A 22,160-nucleotide genomic window follows, 5' to 3' on the forward strand; every position below is an offset into this window, starting at 1 on the left:
GTTTTTTTGTGTCTGGATGCTTTTTGCTGGATAACCTATGACGGCGATCAAAACACCTAATCCCCCCACCGTCCGCAGTGGCCTCATGCGCTCCGGGCTGGTAGTGAGTGCCATGACCATGTTGTCAAGGGTGATGGGGCTTGCGCGTGACGTGGTGGTGGCGACGTTGTTAGGCGCAGGAAGCGGCGCCGATGCCTTTTTTGTGGCTTTTAAAATCCCTAATTTTCTGCGCAGGCTATTTGGGGAAGGGGCCTTTAATCAGGCGTTTGTGCCGGTGCTTTCAGAGTACTCGAGCCAGCGTAGCCGAGAAGACATACGCGAGCTGCTGAATGCCACCGCCGGCAGTTTAACGGCCGTATTAGCGCTGATTACCGCGCTGGCAATGCTGTGTGCGCCTTGGCTTGTCTGGTTGTTTGCGCCTGGTTTTGGGCGCGATCCTGAAAAGCTGGCAATGACAGCGGAAATGCTGCGCATTACCTTCCCTTATTTATTGCTGATCTCGCTCACCGCGTTTTCAGGTAGTGTCATGAATACCTGGAGTCGTTTTGCGGTGCCTGCTTTTACCCCGGTGCTGTTAAATCTTTCACTGATCGGTTCAGCACTTCTGTTAATGCCGTTGATGGAAGAGCCTGCCATGGCGTTGGCCTGGGGAGTGTTAATTGCAGGTGTCGCGCAGCTCGCTTTTCAAGTGCCATTTCTGGTGCGTTTAGGGTTGCTACCTACCCCATGGCCCAATTTTGCCCATGAGGGGGTGCGGCGCATACTCAAGTTGATGGGGCCTGCACTGTTCGGGGTGTCGGTATCGCAGATAAATCTATTGCTGGATACCGTTTTAGCCTCGCTACTGGCGGCGGGTAGCGTGTCATGGCTTTATTACTCGGACCGTTTGGTGGAGCTGCCGCTGGGTGTTTTTGGCGTGGCGATTGGTACAATCATTTTACCTGCGTTGTCCAGACGTCATGCTGAAAAATCGAAAGAGCACTTTGCAGCGATGCTGGACTGGGCCATTCGAATGGTACTACTGTTGGGCTTGCCCGCCGCGCTGGCGCTGGCGGTACTGGCTGAACCGCTATTAATTACCCTTTTCCATTATGGTGCAATGACTGACACCGATATCCAAATGGCGGCCATGAGCCTGCGAGCCTATTCGTTCGGTTTAGTGGCGTTTATGCTCATTAAGGTATTGGCGCCAGGGTTTTATGCTCAGCAGAACACGCGCACCCCTGTCAAAGTCGGCATTATCGCCATGGTCGCTAATATGGTGTTTAACCTACTGCTGATTTGGCCGCTGGCCCATGCGGGGTTGGCGCTAGCTACTGCGCTCTCAGCGTTTTTAAATGCTGGTTTATTGGGTTATTTGTTATATAAGCGCGACGTATTGGTTTTTCAGCCAGGCTGGCAACGCTTTGCTTTCCAGCTCTTGGGTGGTAGTACGTTGATGAGCCTGGCGCTCTATTTTGTAGCACCAGACTGGCATGACTGGCTCTCTTTCGGGCTTTGGCAACGAATCAGCTGGGTCTCCGGGTTAGTGGTGTTGGGCGGCGGGCTTTACTTCACGTGGCTGGCGGCACTTGGTCTGCGCGTTCGTCATTTTAAAATTCACTCGTAATACTGCGCCCTGGTGGGTGTGTTCGTTATAATCAGAGGCTTTATATCCTCCAACGGCTGAGGTGCCATGCGCGTCATTCGAGGTCTGCACAACTTGAAAGCGGCTCATCGTGGCTGCGTTGCGACGATCGGAAATTTCGATGGGGTGCATCGTGGTCATCAAGCCATTCTTCAGCAGTGTCGTGAACACGCCGCGCGCTTTCATGTACCGCTGACGGTCGTGGTATTTGAGCCTCAGCCGCGCGAGTTTTTTGCTGGTGATCAAGCACCTCCACGGCTGACACGGCTACGTGAAAAGGTGCGACTACTCCGGGATTTCGGCGCCGAGCAGGTACTGGTGTTGCCGTTTAACGATGCCCTGCGCAGTCTTACCGGACGTGAATTTATCGACCAGGTATTGATTGACGGGTTAGATGTTAAGCACTTGGTGGTAGGCGATGATTTCCGCTTTGGCTGTGATCGCCGTGGTGATTTTGCGCTGCTGGCGGAGGTCGGGCAAGCGCAGGGGTATGGGGTAGAGCATACGCGTACCTTCACGGTCGACGACGAGCGCGTATCCAGTTCGCGGGTTAGAACGCTGCTGGCAAGCGGTAATTTTTCCGCTGCTGCGCGTTTGTTAGGACGTCCCTATTCATTGGCTGGCCGGGTGGTTCGCGATCAGCAGCTAGGCCGCACCATTGGTGTTCCTACCGCCAATTTGCCGCTGCTCCCGCAACCATTAACGCTGCGAGGCGTCTTCGCGGTGGTAGCGGAAATGGATGATGGTAAACGCTACCCGGCGGTGGCCAATGTCGGCTTTCGTCCGACGGTAGGCGCAAAGCGACCCACCTTGGAAGTACACCTGCTGGACTTTAAGGGCGATCTTTACGGCCAGCACATGACGGTTTACCCCTGTGCGCGCCTGCGGGGCGAGGTTAAGTTTGACGACCTTGAGGCGCTTAAAGCGCAAATTGAACGTGATCAGGCCCGTGCTCGACAGTATTTAACAGCGGCGGGCGAGCAATACTATTCTCTTCCGCTGGCCTCGGCCCCACTTGGGCGTGAGGCCATGTCTTCAAATACCGGGTCTTCAAATACTGCGTCTTCAAATACGATTTCTTCTGATTCATATTCGGCGGATGATGCCGCCGATGCTAACAACGGCTGACCAGACCATGGATTATAAGCACACGCTGAATTTGCCTGAAACTGATTTCCCCATGCGCGGCATGCTGCCTAAGCAAGAGCCGGGGCGGGTTTCCCAGTGGCAGGATATGAATATTTACCAGCGCCTGCGCGAAGCGCGTGCGGGGGCGCCGCTGTTTGTGCTGCACGATGGCCCTCCCTACGCCAACGGCAGTATCCATATTGGTCACGCCGTTAACAAAATTCTGAAAGATATTATCGTTAAATCGAAGAATTTAGCCGGTTTCGACGCGCCCTACGTGCCCGGTTGGGACTGCCACGGCTTGCCGATTGAGCACAAGGTAGAAACCACCCACGGCAAGCACCTGGCACCAGAACATGCCCGTGAGCTGTGTCGTGAATACGCTGGCGCGCAGGTTGAAACGCAGTTGGCTGATTTTGTGCGCCTGGGCATTATCGGTGACTGGGACCACCCTTATCGCACCATGAATTTCGCCAACGAAGCCGGCGAGATCCGCGCGTTGGCCGATATGGTCGATGCGGGGTATGTCTTTAAAGGCCTGAAGCCAGTCAACTGGTGCTTTGATTGTGGGTCCGCGCTGGCGGAAGCTGAAGTCGAATACGCGGATAAGAAGTCCGATGCCATCGACGTTGCCTTCCCGGTAGAAGATGCCGATAAACTCGCGACTGCGTTTGGGTTGGCTGAGCTGACCAAACCGGCAGCGGTAGTGATCTGGACTACAACACCGTGGACCATTCCAGCCAACCAGGCGCTCAACGTACATCCTGAGTTTACCTACGCACTGGTCGATACCGGCGAGCGTTTGTTGCTGTTGGCCGAAGAGTTGGTAGAAAGTTGCTTGGAGCGCTTTGGCTTGCAGGGTGAGGTCATTGCCACCACTCAAGGCAAAAACCTAGATCTGATCAATTTCCGCCACCCGTTCTATGATCGTCTATCGCCGGTTTACCTGGCGGATTATGTCGAGTCCGAGGTTGGCAGCACCGGTATTGTTCACTCAGCGCCTTCATACGGCATGGATGACTTTATCACCTGCCGCGAGCATGGCATGGAGTTCGACGACATGCTCAATCCGGTTCAGGGAAACGGTGTTTATGTCGATGACCTGCCGTTTTTTGGCGGGCAGATGATCTGGAAGGCTAATCCTCATATCATCGAGAAGCTGAGCGACGTGAAGGCGCTGATGGCGCACACGCCGATCAAGCACAGCTATATGCACTGCTGGCGCCACAAGACGCCGGTGATCTACCGCGCAACGGCGCAGTGGTTTGTGGGCATGGACATTCAGGGGAAAGATGGCGTAACGCTACGTGAACGTGCCCTGGAAGGTATCGAAGCCACCGCCTTCACTCCCGCCTGGGGGCAGGCGCGCCTACACAGTATGATCGCGAACCGCCCGGACTGGTGTATCTCACGTCAGCGTAACTGGGGCGTACCGATTCCGTTCTTCCTTCATAAGCAAACCGGCGAGCTGCACCCGCGTACCGTCGAGTTGATGGAAGAGGCCGCCAAGCGCGTTGAAAATGAAGGCATCGACGCGTGGTTCAAGCTGGACCCGGCCGAGCTGCTGGGCGCAGAAGCCGCCGAGTACGATAAAGTCACCGATACCCTGGATGTCTGGTTTGATTCCGGTACCACTCATCGCCACGTACTGCGTGGCTCGCACCCGCACGGTCATGAAAGCGGCCCGCGCGCTGACCTGTATCTCGAAGGGTCGGATCAGCACCGTGGCTGGTTCCACTCATCACTGCTAACGGGCTCGGCGATTGACGGACATCCGCCGTATCGTCAGTTGCTGACCCACGGGTTTACCGTTGATTCGCAGGGGCGTAAGCAGTCCAAATCACTGGGCAATGTGGTCGCGCCGCAAGAAGTGATGGATAAGCTGGGTGGCGATATCTTGCGCTTATGGGTAGCGTCAACGGATTACTCCGGCGAAATGGCAGTATCAGATGAGATCTTGAAACGCACCTCCGACGTGTACCGCCGGATTCGTAACACCGCTCGTTTCCTGCTATCGAACCTTAATGGTTTCGACCCTGAGCGCAACCAGGTCGCGTTTGGCGATATGCTGGCGCTGGATCAGTGGGTGGTGGATCGTGCCTACCAGCTGCAGGCACGCATTGAGAAAGCCTATGAAGAGTACCGCTTTCTGGATGTCTACCAGCAAGTGCATGGCTTCTGTGCACGCGAGCTAGGTGGCTTCTATCTGGATGTCATCAAGGATCGCCAATACACCACGCAAACTGACTCTGTCGCGCGGCGTAGTGCACAAACCGCGCTCTATCATGTGGTTGAAGCGCTCAGCCGCTGGATCGCGCCGATTCTCTCCTTCACCGCCGAAGAGATCCACGAAAATATCCCCGGTAAGCGTGGCGATAGCGTACTGCTTGAGACCTACTACACTGACCTTGGCTGCCTTGACGAAGGTGCCGAGTTAGGCCGTGCCTTCTGGGAGCAGGTGCTGGAAGTTAAGCACTCGGTCAATAAGTGCCTGGAAGATGCGCGTAATGCCAAAGTGATCAAAGGTAGTTTGGCAGCAGAAGTTACCTTGTATGTCAGTGACGAACTGAACACCACCCTGGCCAAACTGGGTGAAGAGTTGCGCTTCGTCATGCTGACCAGCGAAGTCACGCTTAAGCCGCTGTCTGCTGCGAGTGAGGCTGAGGTGAGCGATGCGGAAGCAACGGAACTTGAAGGTTTGAAAGTGGCCGTTAAAGTCAGCGACAACGCCAAATGCGAGCGTTGCTGGCACCATCGTCCAGATGTGGGCGCACATGCTGAGCATCCAGATCTATGTGGTCGTTGTATCAGTAATCTTCCCGACGGCAGCGGTGAGATTCGTTACTATGCCTAATACTCTGTCCAGCAATGAGTCGAGCAGTGAAGAAGCGCAGCGTCCGCCCATGCGACGGCCACTGCGCTGGCTGTGGCTGGCGGTGGCGATCATCGTGTTGGATTTAGCCACCAAGTACGTGGCCAGTAGCCAACTTGGCTATGCGCAACCAGTGGAAGTGCTGCCGTTTTTTAATCTCACGCTTCTGCACAATACGGGGGCGGCGTTTAGCTTTTTAGCGACTCATCCCGGCTGGCAGCGTTGGCTGTTTGCACTGATTGCGATAGGAGCCAGCATAGGCTTAACCGTTTGGCTGTCGCGTATTAAAAACGACGAAAAATTATTAGCGATTGCGCTGCCACTGATTATCGGCGGGGCGCTGGGTAATCTCTATGACCGTTTGGTGCATGGCTACGTGGTTGATTTCCTTTCCTTCCACGCTGCCGGATGGTACTACCCAGCATTTAATGTGGCGGATATTGCGATTACCCTGGGAGCGGTTGGGTTGATTTGGGAATCTATCATGGGAGAACGGCGGCGCAAAAAGGCGCATGCCGCTTCGCATTAACTGAATATTGAGAGCTTTAATGAGCGACTACCGTATAGATGATGGCATGGAAGTGACGCTGCACTTCACCTTAAAGCTGGAAGATGGCACCTTGGTGGATTCCACTAAAGACAAGGCACCGGCCACCTTTGAGGTTGGCGACGGTAACTTGCCGCCCGGCTTTGAACACCCCATTAAAGGCATGGCCCCAGGTCAGAACGAAACGTTCCAGATAACCCCCGAACATGCCTTCGGCCAACACAATCCGCAGAATATTCAGACCCTGAAGCGGGCTGACTTTGGCGACGAGGCCCCGGAAGTGGGTATGGTAATGTCGTTTGCCGATAAAGCGGGAACTGAATTGCCCGGAGTGGTCAAAACTATCGAGGGTGATCGAATCGAGGTCGACTTCAACCATCCTTTGGCGGGGCGTACGCTCACGTTTGAGGTCGAAGTGCTTGACGTGAAACCCGTCACGACCCACTAGCAGGCGGCAGAATTCATCCAACGATGCTTCTGGCATCAAGGCATTATTTATGCAACCAGAGCTTATGCGACCAGAGCTTATGCAGACCGAGCTTATGAAACCAGAGCAGCAAACACAGCCCATCGAAATCAAGCTGGCTAATCCGCGCGGTTTTTGTGCGGGTGTAGACCGCGCTATTGATATCGTTAACCGCGCGTTGGACGTTTTTGGCCCGCCCATTTACGTGCGCCACGAGGTTGTCCACAACCGCTTCGTCGTGGAAACGCTGCGTGACCGTGGGGCCGTCTTTGTCGAAGAGTTGGATGAAGTGCCTGACGATGTCATCGTCATCTTCTCTGCTCATGGTGTTTCGCGGGCAGTGCAGGCCGACGCCGAACGGCGCGGTTTGAAGGTGTTTGATGCGACCTGTCCGCTGGTGACCAAGGTTCACCTGGAAGTACTGCGCTACGCTAAGCGTGGGCAAGAGTGCATCCTGATAGGGCACCAAGGGCATCCAGAAGTAGAAGGTACCATGGGGCGTTACGACACGTCACACGGTGGCAGTATCTACTTGGTAGAGGATGAAAACGACGTCGCTAAGCTAGACGTGCGTGACCCTTCCAAGCTCGCCTTCGTGACCCAGACAACGCTGTCGATGGATGACACCGCCAAAGTGATTGACGCGTTGCGTGAGAGGTTTGCCGAGATTCAGGGGCCACGTAATGATGATATCTGCTACGCGACTCAAAACCGGCAGGATGCGGTGCGTGAGCTCGCGGCCCAGTGCGATTTACTGCTGGTCGTCGGCAGCCCCAATAGCTCTAACTCAAACCGCTTGCGAGAGCTCTCTGAGCGTATGGGCACCCCCGCTTATCTGATCGATAATGCCGAGCAAATCGATCCACAGTGGCTTGCAAACGTGGCACGTGTGGGCGTTACCGCCGGTGCCAGTGCTCCTGAAGTGCTGGTGAAAGGGGTGATCACCAAGCTGCAAAGCCTGGGGGCCGCGATACCCGAAGAGCTTCAGGGGCGTGAAGAAACCATTACATTCTCAATGCCTAAAGAGTTGAGAGAAAAGGTAATCGCTAGCAGTTAATCATAGGTTTCGTGATGCAAAGTGTATTGGTTTGCGACATACTCAAAGAGTATGAGTCGACTAATACAGGAGCAAAGCTGCGTGCCTTATGTTTCTCATTCTTTCACTGGCCGTTCTTTCGTGAATGGCCAGCGCGGCTTTACCCTCATTGAGCTAATGATAGTGCTGGTGATTATTGGCATTGTCGCGTCCATTGCCTATCCCAGCTACACCCGCTACGTACAAAAATCAGTGCGAACCGATGCTCATGCGGACCTGATGCAGGCCGCATCTGAATTGGAACGCTGCTATACGCGTTCCTATACGTACAGTAATTGTTCTATCAGTAGCTCCTCCCCTGAAAGCAACTATACGATTGAGATGACGAGTACCGGCGACGGTTATCTACTCACCGCCGAATCCAATCAAAAGCCCAATCAAGATGACGGTTGCAACGAGTTGACCCTCAGCTCAAGCGGCGAACGGTTACCCGATGCCTGCTGGTAAGCCCAGAAAACAGCGCGGCTTTACTCTGATTGAGCTGTTAATTACGCTCATGATCGCTGCGATTATCGCAATGATAGCGGTGCCTAAATTCGCGACCTTTGTTGTCCGCCAACAGCTAGCAAGCGATGTTAACGAGATGATCTCCGTGTTGAGCTTTGCCCGCAGCGAAGCAATTAAACAGCGCACGGATATAGACGTCATGTTTTCGTCTCCCGATACCACCACCGCTAACCGTCGACCTGAATCGTGTCGCAGTAACGAAGTCGCGGATACCACAGGCGAAGGCGGTCAGGAGAGCACCCGCTACCGTTACTCAGGCTGGTGCTACTGGGTAGCAACAAGTACTGACACCGATAAGGTATTGAGGGTAGGTCAGCTATCCTCGATAACAACGCCAGAGCAAGCGTTTTCACTTACCTTCCAAGGGCTGGGGGATGCGAGTCTTGAGGGATGTCCCTCCACGCCTTGTGATATTACGATTAGCTCTAACCCTCAGAAGGACGCGATTGCCCCTATTACGCTGAGTGTTAACACAACGGGCAGCATTCGTAGGAAGGAGTCATTTTTATGACCCACCAGCGAGGCTTTAGCTTAATAGAGGCACTTATCGCACTGCTGGTTCTTTCTATTGGCTTGATCGGCGTGGCTGCCATGCAACTTAAAGCGCTGCAAAGCGCCAACGCAGGTTACCAGCGCTCGGTAGCCAGTGTGGCGGCTGTAGATGCTCAGGAAAGGCTCTGGGCAGCGCTAGCTGATCTGGAAGCAGGCAAAAACTGTGACAATATCGATGTTACCGCGGTACAAGCGGCATGGAGGGCGCATTGGTTTCAGGGCAGTAATGTAACGCCTTTACGTAGCGTTAATGAAGCACAAAATAGTATTGAGCGGGAGAAGGGTGATGGCTGCCGAATCCATGTGAGCGTAAAAGTGGAGGGGAGTGACGAAAGCAGCGACCCGTTTGATTACACCTTTAGCCTTCCACGCATAGTGCGTATTGAGAGCACGCCATGAGTAATAGCCAGCAAGGCTTTACCCTGGTTGAGCTGATGGTGGCCATGGCCATCGGTACGGTCATTATTCTAGGCGCTGGCCAGCTGTTTTTAACGACTTTTCAAACGTTTCGAACCGTTGACCAAGTGAGCCGTAAACAAGAAGCTCTCATTTTTGCTGCCAGCACCCTCTCAGAAGCGGGACGTAAAGGAGACATTGCTAACTATGCGATTGTCTCTGATCAACGCGGTTCGGGTAGCAGCACTCGTTATTACTGTGTGTTGCAGAACATGGATAATAACCAGCCGCTAGTAGATCTTGCCCGAGTTGATGGCGAGTCAGATTGCCCAGAACTTTCAACCACCAACGGTGATGGCATATCTCATACACTAACGTTGCCGATCGGGGATTGCCGAGAAGGCGGCGAGAATATTTGCGACGAGATTCGCTTTATCGTCAGCGAGCGCAATAAAGTTATCACCTCACTAGAGCCAACCTCATGAAACAGCAACAAGGCGCCGCGTTAGTCATTGTGATGGCCCTGTTATCAGGCGCGCTGATGTTAGGCATGTCAGGTATGCAGAGCGCCTTGATTGATGAACGACTGGCGGGCAACTATCGCGCCTCTGTGCAGTCGCAAATGGGGGGTGAGGGTTTTTTGGCGGCAACTATCAGTGATGAAAACAAGGACAACTTAACCGAATTTTTAAAAAGTAGCTTGGCTGATCTAGATGATGGAGAGAGTAAAACGCTTAGCGAAGATGAATTAATAGCTCTCTCGGGCAATAGTCTTAGTGAAGCTGATAGCAACCTGATAGTGAATGTGTCTCGCAGTGGCGACCAAATTACGTTAGAAGCATGGGGAGCGCAGGCTGGCGCTAAAGCACCTACAGTGATTACTTTCAATGCATCAGGAACCGCGCAGAATTTTCGTTCGCCATTCTTGGCATGCAGGCAAATGTTGCTCAACGGAAGTTCTTTGGCTGCTAGCTGTCGCTCTAACGACACCGTATGTTCACAAGATCCCGCGGGATTTATTTCGGCTGACTCACAAACCTACAATCTTCTCTATAATTTAGGCAGTGAGCAGGGTGATAGCATTACGTTAGACGGAGATGCTGACGCTTACGGTAATGTGCGATCTCAACGAGATATTATGTTAACTGGCTCTTCGGCCATTACAGGTAATGCATATGCTCAAGGTGTCATCTTTCAGCCATCAGGAACCCGCATTGTTGGCAACGCTGCTAACATCACAGGTACTCCTCAACGCTGTGATGTTTTTTTTGATTCGTCAGCTCTGGCTCAGCATACAGCCACATTAAAACAGCAGTATGGTAAAAGTGTGGGGAATATAGCGATGGGTGACTACCCACGTCGCCAATGGGCATTAACTCCAGAAGGGCTGTTTTATTATGATGAAAAGCCTAGAACATCTGGATCGCCCGTGTTTGATCAGTGTGGGTTTTTAGATTTAAGATGCATAATTAACTTTTTTTTGAATTTTTTTTGGAACTTATTGGGTTTTGATATTTGTAACAATAAATATGTCACTTGTGATAGTAGTCAGAATGGTTGGACGAAGCATTCTCAAGTTATTAATAATGCTATCGTTGTCGATGATTTAATATTAGCGAGCAACTCGACTTTCATCGTTTCAGGAGTTGAAAGTGATAGCCAGGCAAAGCCTGCCCAACTTCGTATGGTGGTCGAAGGAGCTTTTAGTGTTAGCGGAGGTGGTAATGGACTAATTATCGAAGATAATGCCTGGCTGGAGCTTTTTGTTAAAGGGAAAACAACTCTAGCGTCTAATTTACAGATGGGAAGCGGGTCTGCAACACGTAACGGCCAAGCCCCTTTGACGATTAATTCAAGCTATGCCGGGGTGGAAGATGCGGTGACATTAAGTGGTGGAAGCCATCTGGTCGGTAATATATATGCGCCCAGCGCAGGAGTGACGCTGATGGGCAGCAGAGTGTCAGGGAGTGTATGGGCAAATAAAATTAACGCTATAGGTAGCAGCCATTTGATTTTTAATGAAATAAACAGTGTTGCAGATGGGCAGTACATTGAGACAGAGTCTAGCAGCGGCACTGCAACAGGATTTAAACCGCGCTGGCAGTAGTCGAGAATATATGTAGGTAGGTAGCTATGGTATGTTATCTCTTTTGCACCCTGAAGGATCTGCATCCCATATGCAATCGTTTAATAAAACCCGCGTCCTCACCGGTATCACCACCACAGGTACGCCCCATTTAGGCAACTATGTGGGCGCCATTAAGCCCGCCATTGAGGCAAGCCAGGACCCGAACGTGCAGTCGTTCTATTTTCTGGCAGATTACCATGCGTTGATCAAGTGCCCGGATCCCAAGCGCGTTCAGCAATCGCGTTTGGAAATAGCCGCTACCTGGCTGGCGCTTGGGCTGGATACCGACAACGCTATTTTCTATCGCCAGTCCGATATAGCTGAAATCCCCGAACTTACCTGGATGCTTTCCTGTGTCTGCGCCAAGGGCTTGATGAACCGTGCTCATGCTTATAAAGCAGCGGTGGCTGAGAACGAAGAGGCAGAAAACCAGGACCCAGACAAGGGTATCACCATGGGGCTGTTTGGTTACCCTGTGCTGATGGCGGCAGACATTTTAATGTTTAATGCCAATAAGGTACCGGTTGGGCGTGACCAGATTCAGCATATCGAGATGGCCCGCGACATCGCCGGGCGCTTCAATCATCTCTACAAGGGCCAGCACTTTGCTCTCCCTGAGGCCGTGGTAGACGACAAGATACAGCTTCTGAATGGCTTGGACGGACGCAAGATGTCCAAAAGTTATGATAATACGATTCCGCTTTTTGCCCCTGAGAAAAAGCTTCAGAAACTGGTGCGCAAGATCAAGACCAACTCGCTTGAACCTGGTGAGCCCAAAGACTCCGATAGCTGCACACTGTTTCAGATTTATTCTGCCTTTGCGACGGCAGAGGAAACCGCGGCTATGCGCGATCAGTATGAGAATGGTATTGGCTGGGGTGAGGCCAAGAATCAGGTGTTTGAATATTTGAATGCCCACTTGAGCGAACCTCGTGAGCGCTATAATGCCTTGATGGAAGATCCTGCCCACATAGAGGCGGTGTTGCAAAAAGGCGCTGAACGGGCGCGTGAAGAGGCAACTATGACGATGGAAAGACTGCGTAGCGCAGTAGGTCTTGGGCGTTTCATTTAGATAAAACGATGCATTTCCCACTAAAAACCCCTTCCAGTTGGAAGGGGTTTTTTTGTGCGAGCATCAAACGAAGGCTTAGCCTTCGATGGGAGCGCGCCAGTCGTCCGAGCCAGAAGTACCGGCAACGGTGTGTTCCCAATCAATCTTACGGTACGCCAGAGAGACGTCCATCAGTTGGGTAAACTCTGACTTGTTGATGTCCTGAGCGTGCGGCATACGCAGGTTGATATCCACGATAGTGGCATCGGTCAGGCTGGTAGTGAAGAAGTGCTCTTGCTTGCCTTCAACGGAGGTGCGGTACCATTTCAGCTCTACATTAGGCAGCATTTCGCCGGATGCCAGAGCGTTATACATCAAGGGCACGGATTTATTGAGAGCAACGGTAAAGATAAAAGGCTTATGAGCGCGCTGACCGGAAGGTTGGCCTGACTGGGGGTCGGTCGGTACGGTGACGACGTGCTTGAATTCTTGCACCAGCATTTCGTCTTCATGGCCTTCAACGTAGATGTTGCCTACGGAATCAGGGGTGAACGCACCGGAAGTGATGTTGCCCTGGGTTTGCCCTTCGATACTGATATAGCATGGTGTTGGCATGATGTGCTCCTAAACTTAAGCGTTAATAGTTAATTACGTCGCCATTTAAATAGAGCAAAGGCTATGCCATCTTTTAAAATTTATTAATTTTCAATAATATATAGTATTATTTATTTATTTGATAATTTTTATTAGGCAATAAGTTGCTTGTTTTTAGCAAGCTTTTGCTTGTTAGGCAATGTCTTGCTTAGTTATTCCTATTCAGCCCGTTTTTAAAAATGACTTGAACAGATTTTTTTGCTTTAAGTTTCTTTTAGTAACATTAAGGTTCTGATTGTTAGCTTTTGAATGGTAAGTAATGCGTCAATAAGTAGCCCAACGCTCGTCTTATCTATTTTTATTAATTTTGTTTGTGCGTTATTTCTGTCAATAACCTTAAGAGATTGCCGATAGAATTTGTAAGACATTTCTTACAAATTTTAATTAGTATTTTTTTGAATGTTAATTTTACTCCTATGTTCAGTTAAATTCGTCCAAAAACCATACAAATTGGAGAAAGAAGTGGTGTGTGAGCTGAAAGGAAAGGGACTTTGACTTAGTGGTGAGTAAAAGAGGGGTTTGGCGATGTTTCGAGAATTAGTTAACGTGCCATTACTGAGAACTATTCACGTTTACATTGGTTCACCTTTCCACCAGGGCTAAACATCATGGCTAAACAAGGGACCGTTGCGCCTAAAGAGCGCATTAATATCAAGTACGTGCCAGCTACCGATGGTCAGCAGGCCGATACCGAGCTTCCGCTAAAGCTGCTGGTGGTTGGCGACTTTAAAGGTGGGGAAGAAGAAACGCCCATTGAAGAGCGCAAGGCCGTTTCAGTCGATAAAAATAATTTTCAGTCGGTGATGCGTGAAGCTGGGTTGACGCTTCAGGCCGCGGTGCCTAATCGCCTGGACGACAGTGATGAGCCTGGCGATATGGCCGTTGACCTGACGTTCAAGTCACTTGAGGACTTCTCCCCGGATGCAATCGCCAAACAGGTTCCCGAGCTGCGCAAGCTGATTGAGCTACGTGAGGCGCTGGTAGCACTTAAGGGGCCACTGGGAAATGTTCCCGCGTTTCGTGACCGTTTACAGAAGCTTCTTGAGAACGATGATGCTCGCCAGCAGCTGCTGAATGAGCTTGAGCTGCTAGATAAAGATCGCAAGAGCGATTAACGATTTATCGCAAGCAGCGCATCTATCAAACGGCATAACGATTTCGAGGCACAGCGATGAGTAAAACGGCTAAGCAGCAAGCGACAGTAACAGAAGCAGCAGAGGGTTCGCTTCTGGACCAGGTGATGGCGCAAACGCGGATGGCGCCGGCAGATGAAGGATATGACGTTGCCAAGCAGGGTGTGGCAGCCTTCATTGCAGAGCTTTTAAACAGTGATGATGAAACCCCGACGGTCAATAAGTCGCTTGTCGATAACATGATTGTTGAGCTTGACCGAAAGATTAGCCATCAGGTCGATGAAATTCTGCATGAAAGTGATTTCCAGCAGTTGGAGTCTGCGTGGCGCGGCCTGAAACTTCTCGTTGATCGCACCGATTTTCGTGAAAATATCAAGCTGGATGTCCTGCACGCGACCAAGCAAGAGTTGCTTGACGACTTTGAGTTCGCGCCAGAAATCAGTCAAAGCGGTCTTTATCATCACGTTTATAACGCAGGCTATGGCCAGTTTGGTGGTGAGCCGGTGGCGGGAATTATCGGCCACTATGATTTCTCGCCCTCAACCCCCGATATGAAGCTTCTGCAGTACTCGGCAGCGGTGGGGGCGATGGCGCATGCGCCCTTCATGTCATCAGTGGCACCTTCGTTCTTCGGCATTGAAAGTTTTGAAGAGCTGCCGAACATCAAGGACTTCAAGGCCATTTTTGAAGGCCCTAAGTATGCCCGCTGGCGTAGCCTGCGTGAGTCCGATGATGCGCGCTACCTGGGGCTGACGGCTCCTCGCTTTCTGCTGCGTACACCCTACGATCCGGTTGAGAATCCCATAAAGACCTTCAACTATCGTGAAACGGTTAGTGAAGATCACGAACACTATCTGTGGGGTAATACCTCCTATCTGTTGGCTGAGCGCTTGACGGACAGCTTCGCTAAATACCGCTGGTGTCCCAATATCATTGGTCCGCAAAGCGGTGGCGCCGTTGAAAACCTGCCGGTTCATACCTATGAGGCATTTGGCCAACTGCAGGCCAAGATTCCAACGGAAGTTCTGATTACCGATCGCCGTGAGTTCGAGATGGCCGAAGAGGGCTTTATCTCGCTGACCATGCGCAAAGGCAGCGATAACGCGGCGTTCTTCTCAGCCAATTCGGTGCAAAAACCGAAGGTGTTTCCCAATACCACCGAAGGCAAGGCGGCAGAAACAAACTTCAAGCTGGGTACCCAGCTTCCCTACATGTTCATCATCAATCGCCTGGCGCACTACGTCAAAGTGCTGCAGCGCGAGCAGATTGGCTCCTGGAAAGAGCGTCAGGACCTTGAGCGTGAGCTTAACGCCTGGATTCGTCAGTATGTGGCCGATCAGGAAAACCCGCCGGCAGATGTGCGTAGTCGCCGTCCTCTGCGTGCCGCCTCGATCCAGGTGTCAGACGTTGAAGGGGAGCCAGGCTGGTACCAGGTGTCCCTGTCGGTACGCCCGCATTTCAAATACATGGGGGCGAATTTTGAGCTATCACTGGTCGGACGTCTCGACAAGGAATAAAGGGCTGGCGATGTCATGGCAACTGACAGTAGCGGATTGTTAAGCAGTCGGTTGTTTGAGCGCCTTGCTACCCCCCACCAATCTGCACCGCTTAAAGAAGAGGAGCGGTTGGTGGAGGTGGTCGAGTCGATCAAACGGCACCTGGTTGAATTGCTTAATAGCCACCCGGGCAACAATGCCTGTGCGCCTGACCTGGGCCTGCTCGACTTCAATGACGCCACCATTGGCGTGCTTGATTTGGAACTCAATATTCAGCAGGCCATCCGCCAGTGCATTGAGCGATTTGAACCGCGCGTACAGCGGGTTGATGTTGAGTCGCTGCCTGATTCAGGCGACCCGTTACAGCTGCGTTTTCAGGTTCATGCCACGGTAGCGTTAGGCAAGGAAAGTGCGCTTACCACTATCGATCTGCTGTTAAACAACAAGCGTTATCAGTGTCTCAATTGATTGACCCGAGGGGCACGCATGCTCAACCGTTATTATCGTGATGAACTCAATTTTCTAAAACGTCAGGGGCGCGAGTTTGCACAAGCAAACCCGAACCTCAGCCGATTCCTGTCTGAGCGCAGCACGGATCCGGACGTTGAACGACTGTTGGAAGGTTTTGCCTTTCTGACCGGGCGTATGCGGGAGAAAGTGGAAGATGAGTTCCCGGAGCTCACCCACTCATTGATCAGCATGCTGTGGCCGAACTATTTGCGGCCCGTGCCCAGCATGACGGTTGTGCAGTTCACTCCCCTGTGGCACTCCTTGAGTCAGCATCAGCAAGTGAGTCGGGGAACCCAGCTTGCCAGTAACGCGGTCGAGAGCACGTCTTGCCTGTTTCGTACCTGCCATGATGTCGCGCTTTATCCGCTGGAGCATGCTGGGGTAGAAGCGCGGCACACGCGTGACACATCGCTGGTCGAGTTTTCGATGGATGTACGCAGTGATCAGCCCATGAACGAGATGGGAATAACGTCACTGCGTTTGCATCTGGGGGGGGATACCTACACAGCGCGCACGCTTTATCTGTGGATGAGTCATTACCTGACTCGCCTTGAACTGGATGTTGATGGCAAGCGGCAGACGCTACCCGCCAGTGCACTGAAACCAGTGGGGTTTGAGCGCGAACAGGCGTTGCTGCCCTACCCAAGCAATGTCCATCAGGGGTATCGCATCCTGCAGGAGTATCTCTGTTTTCCAGAGGCGTTCCATTTTTTTGATGTGCAGGGATTAAACCAGGTATTGCCAGCCGAGCCTGCAAAACGGGTCACGCTCCGCTTTGTCTTTGCGCGGCCATTGCCGACCGATGCGCGCATCCAGAATGAGCACCTGGCTCTTTACTGCACGCCTGCCATTAATCTTTTCGAGCACGATGCAGAGCCTATTGACCTGACCGGCGAGCGTAGTGAATACCGCATTCGTCCCAGCAGCAAGGCCCCCTCGCATTATGAAATATTTAGTGTCGATAGCGTGGTAGGGCGTCTGGAAGGAGAGCAGAGTACCTCGCAGACAGCATCGCGTCGGTATGTGCCTTTTGAAAGTTTTCAGCATCAAATCGAGCGTGACCGAGGGCGTCAGGCGCTTCATTTTCGTGTGCGCGTTGGTAACAGCCTGCGCAGCGATGGTTTCGATCACGATATTGCGTTTATACGTGAGGACGAAAAGGCCTGTCTGGGGCGACGAGAAACCATTTCTCTTGCCCTTACCTGCTCCAATCGTGAGCTGCCAGAGCAGTTAACCGTTGGCGATGTGTGCGTGGGCACGGAAAAGAGCCCCTCGTTTGCCACGTTTTCCAACATAACCCGACCCACGCCAGTGCTTCGCCCAGCCATTGATGATGGGCTCTTGTGGATACTGATCTCGAATCTGTCGCTTAACTATCTTTCGCTCCTCAATCGCGACGCACTTTGCTCGGTACTCAGGGCGTATGACTTTCGCGCCTTGGTAGACCGCCAGGCAGAGCGCATTGCCCAAAAGCGCTTGACGGGCATTATCAGCATCGACACCCAGCCGGTTGATCGTCTGCGCAAAGGGCTGCCGGTACGCGGTTTGCGCTCGGTCATGACGCTTGATCAGGACGCGTTTGGCGATGAAGGCAGTCTGTACCTGTTTGGCAGTGTACTTGCCCGCTTTTTGTCGCTGTACGCCAGCATTAATTCGTTTCACGAGTTGCAGGTCATCAATCGTCATAACCAAGAGCGCTACGTATGGAGTTTACAGGAAGGGCAGCAGCCACTGATGTAGCGCTGGCGCCCCTGCTTCATAAGGCGCGCCGCTACGAATTTTTCCAACTGGTAGAGCTGCTGCACCGTCATCACGGGGATGATCAGGAGCAGCGGCATGGCGGTAGCGTGCCTTTATTTCAGCGGGTGCGCTACAAGACCTCTGCCTCGCTCGGTTTTCCGGGTAGCGACGTGCTGGCGTTGGATGTCGACGAGCATGGCCAGTATGCAATGGAAGTCAGTTTCCTGGGGCTGCAGGGCGCGCAATCACCGCTACCCAGCTACTACCTGGAGGCGCTGGCGCATGAGTCTGCGCATCAGGAGGGGGCGGCGGGCGACTTCCTGGATTTCTTCAATCATCGCCTGCTGACCCTGATGCATCAGAACTGGCGGAAATATCGCCACTATGTGCGCTATCAGGACAATGCTCGGGATGGCTTCTCAGCGGCCGTATTTGCGTTGGTGGGGCTTGCGGACAGCGACCTGCGCGGTGAAACACCCATCAACTGGAGCAAGATGCTGGCTTACGCCGGGCTGCTGGCAGGCCGCTCGCGTTCCCCGGATGTGGTGATTGGCATCGTCAGCCACTGCTTTGACTTGGCCCAGGTGGAAATCGAGGAATGGATTCATCGCTGGGTAGATATTCCCTTGAATCAGCGAAGCCGCACAGGAGTGTCGGGCATGACGTTGGGTGTGGACATGGTCGCAGGCGAGCGCGTGGCCGATGTGAACGGCAAGTTTGCGCTGTGCCTGCGTGGATTGAGCCTGGCGCGTTTCCGGGACTTTCTGCCCGACGGAGAAGAGCATCAGCCGCTAAAGACGCTGGTCAGCTTTGTACTCCGCGAACCGCTTGCCTACGACCTGGAGCTTGAACTGCTCGAAAGCGAGGTAAAGCCCATGCGCCTTGGCGACTCCGGGTCATGCCAGCTGGGCTGGACAACCTTTGTAGATCCTGATGGCGACGATAGCTCGACGCGTCGCCGTGTACGCATTCAGATGATGAGTTAACGCATGCAGCAAGTCGATCCGTTTGATGCCGTAACGCTAGTGGTTGTGAACAGCGAACAGCTGGAAGGTCGTTCGTCCAGTAGCTATGTGTTCCTGGGTGAGGGAGGAACGCTTGGCAGCAGTGATTACGACGACTGGCTGCTGCAGGACCACGCCGGGAGAGTGCGCCCCCAGCATGCCGAAATTACCAAGATCGATGGCAAGTTCTGCCTGATTGACTGCAGTGGCCACACCTTTATCAATCGCGCCACGCTGCCGGTTGGGCGTAACCGAAAAGTGGCCCTGCGCGATGGTGATGAGCTGACGATTGGGGTGTATCGATTGAAGGTGCATACAGGTGATCGCCAGGCCTGGCAGCCCGGGGTGCATTCGCTCACCACACTTATTGATGAAGATCACGAAGACGTCACGGCGTATGAGCACACCGCCTGGCCCATGGGAAGTGAGCAAGGGCGGCGTCATCAGACCCAGCAGGAAGACCCGATCGAAGCGCTAGGGGGCGTTGTACCCGGCTCGCTGCAGCATGACCCCATGGTCGCACTGGATAAAGACGCAGCCCCACCATCTAGCCTGGAGCCCCTGGAAGTGGGCTCCGACGCGTACCGCAGCCACTTTCGTGAATGGCGGCAGCAAGAGCAGCGCGATGAAGCGGTGCGCCTTCCCGATATCAAACCCTTGAACGGCACGACAAACCAGAGGAGCAGTGACATGGATGAACGGCAGCTAAACGACTTGGAGCGCTCTGTTGGCGAGCAACTGGAAGATCGCTGGCAGCAGCCAACCACACAGGCGCTTGGTCATGTGGGTGCCGACCCGTTACTGAGAGGCTTAGGGCTTGATCTGCCTTTTCGGGATAGCGAAGAGCAGCAGGCGTTCCTTGAAGACGCGGGCCAAACGCTGCGCGCCACCATCGATGGACTGCGCCAGCTACAGCAGAGCCAGAATGATAGCAAGTACCCGCTTCGCGACCGACGCCTCCAGCCGATCGAGGACAATCCTCTACGCCTGGGTCTTTCGTTTGAAGAGACGGCGGAAACCATGTTCTCGGCTCAGCGTAGCCCCGTTCATCTTTCAGCCCCAGAAGCGGTCGCCGAGAGTCTGCGCCACCAGGGTCAGCACCAGGCGGCGGTTGAAGAGGCCATCGGTCAGGCTCTTGGCGCTATTCTGGATGCCTTCTCGCCCGAGGCGCTACTCAAGCGTTTTCACGCCTATCGTGGCGCTGGAAATCGCATCGAAGACGAAGGCGGCTGGGCGTGGGAAATGTATCAGCACTACTACCGTGAGCTGAATTCAGGCCGCCAACAGGGCTTTCAAAAGCTGTTCTGGGAAGTATTCGAGCAAGGCTATGACCAGTCAGTACGCCGCCAGCAACGGGAGGAGGCATGAGCACGGCAGGCCTGCACCTGACGGCAGTCCGTCTTGCCGGACTGTTCTGTCTGCTTCTTCTACTGGCCGGCTGCGCATCGACCCGTGAGGCCGCAGGCAAGACATGGCAGGTCATGCGAGACCCTTCCGTTCCGGTTGGCTACCCCGAAGACCGCCCGACAACGGTGGATCTCAGCATGGTGGCCGAGCCCAATGTGAATCCCAACGTGGAGGGAGAAGGCACGCCGCTGCGCTTTCAGGTGCTGCAACTGAAAGATGATTCCATGTTGATGGCGGCCGATCTTAGCCAACTGCATGCAGACCTTGAAGCCGCGCTGGGCACCAACTACCTGACCCATGACGACTTTACCCTGTTGCCGGGGCAGTGGAAGTTCTACGAGCCATTCGAGATCGATGAAGAGACGCGCTACATCGGGTTGATTGCCTTTTATGCCACGCCCAATGAAGCGGAATGGAAGAAAGTCGTGAAAGTCACCAGCCGTGGAGAGCATTACCACCTGTTGGTTCACCTCCGTGACAGTGAAGTAGAGCTAAGGAAGGAGGAGTAATGGCTAGCCGAAATCGAGTGGTATGGAGTGAAGGGCTGTTTATCAAGCCCCAGCACTTTCAACAGCAGCAGCGCAGCCTTGAAGGGCTATTGGACACACGCCTCAAAGGGGTTAGCCATTACCTTTACGGATTTTTGTCTCTTGAGTTGAACAACGAATTTCTCAGCTTCGGACGAATAGCGATTAGCCGGGCCAGCGGCGTAACACCCGATGGCGTGGCCTTTGACCTGCCCGCAGATGATATCGAACCGACGCCGCTTGAAATTGCTGATGCAAGCATCACCAACCAAGTCGTCTATCTGGGCCTGCCGCTGGCCACCGACGGTGTTGGTGAGGTGCGCTGGCCTGAAGACGATCTGCCTGCCCGTTATCGCCTCTCATCGCGCAGTGTTCGTGACCTCCACTCGCAGGATGGTGCCACCGCTGAGCTTGAGGTCGCGCGGGTTTCACCGCGTCTGCTGCTTGAGCGCGATGACCGAAGCGGCTATGCCTGCCTGGCGGTGGCGCGCATTGTCGAGCGTAGGCCGGACGGCAGTCTGGTATTGGATGAGCAGTTCCTGCCCACCCTGATGAACGTTCAGGCCGCGCCCGGGCTACAGCGGTTTGTTGGCGAAATGGCCGGTTTGATGCGCGAGCGTGCGCGTAATATCGCACAACGGCTTTCTACGCCTCATCAGGCAGGCGTTGCGGATGTGTCTGACTTCATGCTGCTGCAACTGCTCAACCGCGCCCAGCCACGCTTTCAACATCTGGCGCGCCTGGGGCAACTGCACCCTGAACGCCTCTACGACACCATGCATGAAATTGCCTGTGAGCTGGTGACCTTTACCGATGAATCACGGCTGCCGCCCGAGTGCCCGGCTTATGATCACGACCATCCTGAGCGGGCCTTCAAGCCGTTGATGAAAATGCTGCGCCAAGCGCTTTCCACCGTGCTTGAGCCGCGTGCGGTAGCGATCCAACTGCAGTCGCGCCGCTTTGGCTTATTGGTCGCACCGCTTTCAGATCTCAGTTTGATCGAATCCGCCGAGTTCATTCTGGCCGTGCGTGCTGACATGCCCAACGAGCGACTGCGCAAGCTGTTTTTGCAGCAGACCAAGGTCGCCAGCGTCGAACGTATCCGCGATCTCATCAGCCTGCAGCTTCCCGGTGTACCGCTTGAGCCACTGCCGGTGGCACCCCGGGAGCTGCCTTATCACGCCGGTTATACCTACTTCCAGTTGGACCGCCAAAGCGAAGCGTGGGGAATGCTTAATGGCGCCAGCGGCTTTGCGTTTCACGTGGCCGGGGAATTTCCGGGTTTGGAAATGCAGTTCTGGGCGATCAGGAGTTAAACC

21 protein-coding genes are annotated in these 22,160 nt (G+C 53.5%); 20 read left to right on the forward strand and 1 reads right to left on the reverse strand.

The features are described from left to right. Positions 1–37: 37 nt before the first annotated feature. From murJ to ACFFLD_RS03770, 12 genes are all read left to right on the forward strand, one after another. Positions 38–1,609 carry a murein biosynthesis integral membrane protein MurJ gene (gene murJ / locus ACFFLD_RS03715; RefSeq protein WP_386036555.1) on the forward strand — a complete coding sequence of 524 codons (1,572 nt, stop codon included), beginning with the start codon at positions 38–40 and terminating at the stop codon, positions 1,607–1,609. 66 nt (positions 1,610–1,675) lie between these two features. Continuing rightward, on the forward strand, positions 1,676–2,755 hold the full coding sequence (ribF, locus tag ACFFLD_RS03720) for a bifunctional riboflavin kinase/FAD synthetase (RefSeq protein ID WP_386036552.1): 1,080 nt from the start codon (positions 1,676–1,678) through the stop codon (positions 2,753–2,755). Beyond that, complete coding sequence (gene ileS, locus ACFFLD_RS03725) at positions 2,739–5,609, forward strand: isoleucine--tRNA ligase (protein ID WP_386036549.1); 2,871 nt, start codon at positions 2,739–2,741, stop codon at positions 5,607–5,609. Before ribF ends, ileS begins: the two co-directional genes overlap by 17 nt. Further along, entirely contained in the window at positions 5,602–6,156 is a 555-nt protein-coding gene (gene lspA, locus ACFFLD_RS03730; RefSeq protein WP_386036546.1) for a signal peptidase II, read from the forward strand. Before ileS ends, lspA begins: the two co-directional genes overlap by 8 nt. A gap of 19 nt (positions 6,157–6,175) precedes the next feature. Then, positions 6,176–6,622 carry an FKBP-type peptidyl-prolyl cis-trans isomerase gene (fkpB, locus tag ACFFLD_RS03735; protein WP_386036543.1) on the forward strand — a complete coding sequence of 149 codons (447 nt, stop codon included), beginning with the start codon at positions 6,176–6,178 and terminating at the stop codon, positions 6,620–6,622. A 94-nt stretch (positions 6,623–6,716) separates the two neighbouring features. Next, complete coding sequence (ispH, locus tag ACFFLD_RS03740) at positions 6,717–7,697, forward strand: 4-hydroxy-3-methylbut-2-enyl diphosphate reductase (protein WP_386036672.1); 981 nt, start codon at positions 6,717–6,719, stop codon at positions 7,695–7,697. Positions 7,698–7,778: 81 nt separating this feature from the next. After that, complete coding sequence (locus ACFFLD_RS03745; RefSeq protein ID WP_386036540.1) at positions 7,779–8,183, forward strand: type IV pilin protein; 405 nt, start codon at positions 7,779–7,781, stop codon at positions 8,181–8,183. Further along, complete coding sequence (locus ACFFLD_RS03750) at positions 8,170–8,754, forward strand: pilus assembly FimT family protein (protein ID WP_386036537.1); 585 nt, start codon at positions 8,170–8,172, stop codon at positions 8,752–8,754. The genes ACFFLD_RS03745 and ACFFLD_RS03750 overlap by 14 nt, the downstream gene beginning before the upstream one ends. Continuing rightward, positions 8,751–9,194 carry a type IV pilus modification protein PilV gene (gene pilV / locus ACFFLD_RS03755; RefSeq protein ID WP_386036534.1) on the forward strand — a complete coding sequence of 148 codons (444 nt, stop codon included), beginning with the start codon at positions 8,751–8,753 and terminating at the stop codon, positions 9,192–9,194. The genes ACFFLD_RS03750 and pilV overlap by 4 nt, the downstream gene beginning before the upstream one ends. Continuing rightward, positions 9,191–9,676 (forward strand): PilW family protein, encoded by a 486-nt coding sequence (locus ACFFLD_RS03760; RefSeq protein WP_386036531.1) that lies wholly within the window; start codon positions 9,191–9,193, stop codon positions 9,674–9,676. The genes pilV and ACFFLD_RS03760 overlap by 4 nt, the downstream gene beginning before the upstream one ends. Then, the gene (locus tag ACFFLD_RS03765) at positions 9,673–11,298 is read left to right on the forward strand and encodes a pilus assembly PilX family protein (RefSeq protein WP_386036528.1); all 1,626 of its coding nucleotides are present in this window, start codon (positions 9,673–9,675) and stop codon (positions 11,296–11,298) included. Before ACFFLD_RS03760 ends, ACFFLD_RS03765 begins: the two co-directional genes overlap by 4 nt. Positions 11,299–11,368: 70 nt before the next feature. Then, entirely contained in the window at positions 11,369–12,391 is a 1,023-nt protein-coding gene (locus ACFFLD_RS03770; protein WP_386036525.1) for a tryptophan--tRNA ligase, read from the forward strand. Positions 12,392–12,466: 75 nt separating this feature from the next. Here ACFFLD_RS03770 and ACFFLD_RS03775 read toward each other — a convergent pair whose 3' ends face one another. Continuing rightward, entirely contained in the window at positions 12,467–12,985 is a 519-nt protein-coding gene (locus ACFFLD_RS03775) for an Hcp family type VI secretion system effector (RefSeq protein ID WP_386036522.1), read from the reverse strand. Positions 12,986–13,632: 647 nt separating this feature from the next. Between ACFFLD_RS03775 and tssB the strand changes: the two genes are divergently transcribed. From tssB to tssK, 8 genes are read left to right on the forward strand one after another with little or no spacing between them, the layout of a single operon-like run. Next, a complete protein-coding gene (tssB, locus tag ACFFLD_RS03780; protein ID WP_386036519.1) occupies positions 13,633–14,139 on the forward strand; it encodes a type VI secretion system contractile sheath small subunit in 507 nt (168 codons plus the stop codon). Positions 14,140–14,195: 56 nt separating this feature from the next. Continuing rightward, the gene (gene tssC, locus ACFFLD_RS03785) at positions 14,196–15,674 is read left to right on the forward strand and encodes a type VI secretion system contractile sheath large subunit (RefSeq protein ID WP_386036516.1); all 1,479 of its coding nucleotides are present in this window, start codon (positions 14,196–14,198) and stop codon (positions 15,672–15,674) included. Positions 15,675–15,689: 15 nt separating this feature from the next. Further along, positions 15,690–16,121 carry a type VI secretion system baseplate subunit TssE gene (gene tssE / locus ACFFLD_RS03790; RefSeq protein WP_386036513.1) on the forward strand — a complete coding sequence of 144 codons (432 nt, stop codon included), beginning with the start codon at positions 15,690–15,692 and terminating at the stop codon, positions 16,119–16,121. An 18-nt stretch (positions 16,122–16,139) separates the two neighbouring features. Further along, positions 16,140–17,903: a type VI secretion system baseplate subunit TssF gene (tssF, locus tag ACFFLD_RS03795; protein WP_386036510.1), complete on the forward strand. Its 1,764-nt coding sequence runs from the start codon at positions 16,140–16,142 to the stop codon at positions 17,901–17,903. Beyond that, positions 17,867–18,889, forward strand: a complete 1,023-nt coding sequence (gene tssG, locus ACFFLD_RS03800; protein WP_386036507.1) for a type VI secretion system baseplate subunit TssG — start codon at positions 17,867–17,869, stop codon at positions 18,887–18,889. Before tssF ends, tssG begins: the two co-directional genes overlap by 37 nt. Before the next feature lie 3 nt (positions 18,890–18,892). Continuing rightward, complete coding sequence (tagH, locus tag ACFFLD_RS03805; protein WP_386036504.1) at positions 18,893–20,275, forward strand: type VI secretion system-associated FHA domain protein TagH; 1,383 nt, start codon at positions 18,893–18,895, stop codon at positions 20,273–20,275. Further along, a complete protein-coding gene (gene tssJ / locus ACFFLD_RS03810; RefSeq protein ID WP_386036501.1) occupies positions 20,272–20,823 on the forward strand; it encodes a type VI secretion system lipoprotein TssJ in 552 nt (183 codons plus the stop codon). The genes tagH and tssJ overlap by 4 nt, the downstream gene beginning before the upstream one ends. Beyond that, positions 20,823–22,157 carry a type VI secretion system baseplate subunit TssK gene (gene tssK, locus ACFFLD_RS03815; RefSeq protein WP_386036498.1) on the forward strand — a complete coding sequence of 445 codons (1,335 nt, stop codon included), beginning with the start codon at positions 20,823–20,825 and terminating at the stop codon, positions 22,155–22,157. The genes tssJ and tssK overlap by 1 nt, the downstream gene beginning before the upstream one ends. Positions 22,158–22,160: the final 3 nt, after the last annotated feature.

Origin of the sequence: Vreelandella sulfidaeris, from assembly GCF_042429665.1 — a bacterium.
GTDB lineage: Bacteria > Pseudomonadota > Gammaproteobacteria > Pseudomonadales > Halomonadaceae > Vreelandella.

Bases quoted from the DNA above. Each gene is read 5' to 3' on its own strand.
- ribF (WP_386036552.1), top strand. From the start codon at position 1,676: ATGCGCGTCATTCGAGGTCTGCACAACTTGAAAGCGGCTCATCGTGGC.
- ACFFLD_RS03760 (WP_386036531.1), top strand. From the start codon at position 9,191: ATGAGTAATAGCCAGCAAGGCTTTACCCTGGTTGAGCTGATGGTGGCC.
- pilV (WP_386036534.1), top strand. From the start codon at position 8,751: ATGACCCACCAGCGAGGCTTTAGCTTAATAGAGGCACTTATCGCACTG.
- ACFFLD_RS03765 (WP_386036528.1), top strand. From the start codon at position 9,673: ATGAAACAGCAACAAGGCGCCGCGTTAGTCATTGTGATGGCCCTGTTA.
- murJ (WP_386036555.1), top strand. From the start codon at position 38: ATGACGGCGATCAAAACACCTAATCCCCCCACCGTCCGCAGTGGCCTC.
- tssC (WP_386036516.1), top strand. From the start codon at position 14,196: ATGAGTAAAACGGCTAAGCAGCAAGCGACAGTAACAGAAGCAGCAGAG.
- ACFFLD_RS03775 (WP_386036522.1), bottom strand. From the start codon at position 12,985: ATGCCAACACCATGCTATATCAGTATCGAAGGGCAAACCCAGGGCAAC.
- tssJ (WP_386036501.1), top strand. From the start codon at position 20,272: ATGAGCACGGCAGGCCTGCACCTGACGGCAGTCCGTCTTGCCGGACTG.
- tssG (WP_386036507.1), top strand. From the start codon at position 17,867: ATGGAGTTTACAGGAAGGGCAGCAGCCACTGATGTAGCGCTGGCGCCC.
- ileS (WP_386036549.1), top strand. From the start codon at position 2,739: ATGCTAACAACGGCTGACCAGACCATGGATTATAAGCACACGCTGAAT.
- fkpB (WP_386036543.1), top strand. From the start codon at position 6,176: ATGAGCGACTACCGTATAGATGATGGCATGGAAGTGACGCTGCACTTC.
- tssK (WP_386036498.1), top strand. From the start codon at position 20,823: ATGGCTAGCCGAAATCGAGTGGTATGGAGTGAAGGGCTGTTTATCAAG.
- ACFFLD_RS03770 (WP_386036525.1), top strand. From the start codon at position 11,369: ATGCAATCGTTTAATAAAACCCGCGTCCTCACCGGTATCACCACCACA.
- tssB (WP_386036519.1), top strand. From the start codon at position 13,633: ATGGCTAAACAAGGGACCGTTGCGCCTAAAGAGCGCATTAATATCAAG.
- ACFFLD_RS03750 (WP_386036537.1), top strand. From the start codon at position 8,170: ATGCCTGCTGGTAAGCCCAGAAAACAGCGCGGCTTTACTCTGATTGAG.
- tssF (WP_386036510.1), top strand. From the start codon at position 16,140: ATGCTCAACCGTTATTATCGTGATGAACTCAATTTTCTAAAACGTCAG.
- tagH (WP_386036504.1), top strand. From the start codon at position 18,893: ATGCAGCAAGTCGATCCGTTTGATGCCGTAACGCTAGTGGTTGTGAAC.
- ispH (WP_386036672.1), top strand. From the start codon at position 6,717: ATGAAACCAGAGCAGCAAACACAGCCCATCGAAATCAAGCTGGCTAAT.
- tssE (WP_386036513.1), top strand. From the start codon at position 15,690: ATGGCAACTGACAGTAGCGGATTGTTAAGCAGTCGGTTGTTTGAGCGC.
- lspA (WP_386036546.1), top strand. From the start codon at position 5,602: ATGCCTAATACTCTGTCCAGCAATGAGTCGAGCAGTGAAGAAGCGCAG.